The 2,859-nt window shown below is 57.1% G+C and carries 2 protein-coding genes and 1 pseudogene; all 3 read right to left on the bottom strand.

What is annotated here, in order from left to right; genetic code table 11:
* On the bottom strand, positions 1 to 1,778 hold a 1,778-nt coding region (locus AC04MI_RS24495; protein ID WP_476498958.1), incomplete at its 3' end, for a glycosyltransferase family protein.
* Between the two features lie 147 nt (positions 1,779 to 1,925).
* Complete coding sequence (locus AC04MI_RS24490; protein ID WP_435996841.1) at positions 1,926 to 2,531, bottom strand: hypothetical protein; 606 nt, start codon at positions 2,529 to 2,531, stop codon at positions 1,926 to 1,928.
* Positions 2,528 to 2,859, bottom strand: a pseudogene (locus AC04MI_RS24485) (ABC transporter ATP-binding protein); the annotation flags it as partial. The gene AC04MI_RS24490 and the pseudogene AC04MI_RS24485, both read right to left, overlap by 4 nt.

The following is a 2,859-nucleotide window of genomic DNA, read 5'->3' as shown; positions in this document are numbered from 1 at the left end:
GCTTCGTAGGGATCAATCCGTGTGTACACGCCGGCGATATGGCAGGCGCCATAATCGCGATATTTGGTCGGCAGCTTGGCCCGATTGAAGTCGCTTATCTCAAGGGGAGCCAACCCGATGTCCCAGTGACGCGTCGCCAGCGTTCTCAGCGAATCACGTGAGGAAGCACTGAATGGAATGAAACTTGTGTTGGGAAGGCCTTCGAGTCGTGCCGTACGTGGCCCAAAGAACTCGAAGCGCGCCTGGGGCACCAAACGTGCAACTTCGTGCAGCGCATCCAGCAAAGTTTCCAGCGCCTTGGAGTGATCCGCGGACCCGAAAAAGCCTATAGTCACTGCGCCCGGATCACGCGTCCCTGTCTGCGGGAGATCGTCTAGTTGAGAAAAGTCGAATCCGTAGTGGTGTCGGACCACGTTCGCATTGTAGGCCTTCGAACGCTGCTCAATGCGCAGCGTTGATGCCTTAACCAAGTCTGCGCTGGACAACAATTCCTCAAGCCCTTTGAGGATGACAGGGTCCTTGTGATACTTGGCTACCGCACCAATGGAATCGGGGATGACAAAAAAATCGTCGTCCCATGAGAACACTACGGGCAACCCGTAGTCGTTCCTCGCACGTCGAGCAGCAAGCAAGGTCGGCGGGTCGCTCAGTCTGCTGATAACCAGCAGGTCCGCCCACGCCAAGTCTTCAGGAGTGACCTCTGCACCATCTTTGGTCCGCCATTCCAGCTTACCCTCCGATTCCAGTTGCTCGAAGGGAAGCGTGATATCGATCGCGGTGGTTGCGATAGGCGCCGCGATCACCAGCACTTTTCTGCGTGGCTCGATAGCCGAGCGCATGAGATCGAGATATTTCCTGGCGACATTCGGAAGGCCATATCGATGTCTAACATCTGCAATCGCATTAACGGCGATACGATCGGCAAGAGTCTTGTCTTGGATCAGTCGCGTTAGACAGTCCCGCCAATCAGAATGACTACCTGCGACCAGACCGTTGTAACCGTCAATTACCGATCGCCAATAAGGCGGAGCATCCGCGTAAACCGCCGGTATTCCGAGCGCTGCGTATTCTCGATACTTGTTGTCCGTCTTCGCGTCGTTCGCCGGCGAGCGCAGCAATGGGGCGATTCCGACGTCCCAGCACCTGCCAAGAACGAACTCGTAGTATTTCTGGATGCCCGGCAGCGAAGGAAAATGGGATACCCTTGGGTTCGCCGCCAATAGTTCAGAACGAACACCTATCAGCTCTATACGTACTTGCGGGTACTCTTCCATCAAACCAAGCAGTACAGGAGCGATATCCTCGATATCGGTGCTGTGCAACAACGAGGCGGCATATCCGATACATACATCAGCTTTAGAGGCGGCGCTTCCGCCTACCGCACTTCGGATCTCGCCAATGCTTTCAAGGCTCGCGATAGCAGGCGGAACGACAACATTGCGTTGCCTGGGAAGKATCTTCCGTTTCAAAACATTCGAGAACGCCCATACCTGATCGCAAAGACCACAAATGTCGAGTAGTCGCGGCCACGCCCCTGAGTCGCGGTAGTGGCGCCCCAAGGGGGTGGCCGGATCTAGGCTCTCGAAGTCGTCATCGATCGCGTAAACAACCGGAAGGCTTCTGGCTCTGGCTGCCTTGACGAGAGCCAGCGCGTTTGCCTGGCATGCGCGCATCAGTACAAGAAGATCGCAACGATCCAGCTCCCGCCCAATGCCATCGGCATCTTCGATCGTATGCAAGCTGAACTCTATCTCGCCCTCGTTGGCGAGGTACGACAAGGGGCGCTCGAGCACTAATTCGACAGACGGGATCATTCCGTCCGCTACGGCCAGAACCCTGAATTTCGCCCCTGCCATCACACCCCCCAAAACAGCTTCGTTAACCGCGTGCGGGACACGAGCCGATGCCCGCACCCCGGATATGGCTCAGTCCGCGACTTTCGCCGTGCGTCCAGTAGCGCACAGTAGGATCTTCTCACCCACGCGTTGCGCAACCTGCACATTGTATTGACCAGCCGGAACCTCGCTAAGACCAGCGGTCACTGCGAAGGCCGCATCGTCCAAGGATGCGTCACCTAACCTCACACCCAATCCCTGTCGATTGCCGAGGGTAAGCGCAACGAAATAGGATGCTTCTCCACCAGACTCCAGCTTCAGATAGGCGGAGGTGGGTTTGGATTTTTCCTGGCGATCGAGAATCCAACCTTCGATAAGCTGCGTCTTGGAGCGAGACAATGGAATCTCGGCGCCTTGCGGCACTTCTGGCGTCGCTTCGATGCCGCATTCCCCGCCACCCACCACTGCACCCTGCAGATCCGCAGGGAGCGCAGGGCCGAACTGGCTGGCCGTCGCCTCGGGCGGCGCAGGAACTGTTTCCGTGACAGGCTCCACGGGAGTGGCAGGAGCGGCCGTGTCGGGCGCTTGCGCCGGCGTGCCTGCTTGCTGCGTGCACGCGCTGGCCATCGCCGCGATAGCAATTGCGACGACCAACGGGCTGCGGTGTTTCTCGATCGCATTCAGAAGAATTTTCATGCCTTAGTCTCCATGGACAGATAACGGGGAATTACTGAATCAGCAGGGCCATCTTCAACGATAGCGCCTTTTTCGATCCATACGATCCGATTGCACAGGGATCTGACCAGATCCAGATTGTGAGATGTAAAAACCAGGACACGACCTCGATCCATAAGCTCGCGCATGCGTCTGCCGGACTTTACCGAGAAATGCTGATCGCCAGCACCGAACGCTTCATCGATGAGCAAGATATCCGGGTCAATAGAGGTCGCCGTGGAGAACGCCAACCGAATGAACATGCCGCTGGAGTACGTCCGAACGGGTTGGCTCAAGGCCTCGCCAAGCT

The organism is Acidovorax sp. LjRoot204 (assembly GCF_056175785.1).
This window is presented reverse-complemented; position numbering and strand designations above follow the sequence as displayed.

Coding starts and splice junctions, on each gene's coding strand:
- AC04MI_RS24490 (WP_435996841.1), bottom strand. CDS start 2,531: ATGAAAATTCTTCTGAATGCGATCGAGAAACACCGCAGCCCGTTGGTC.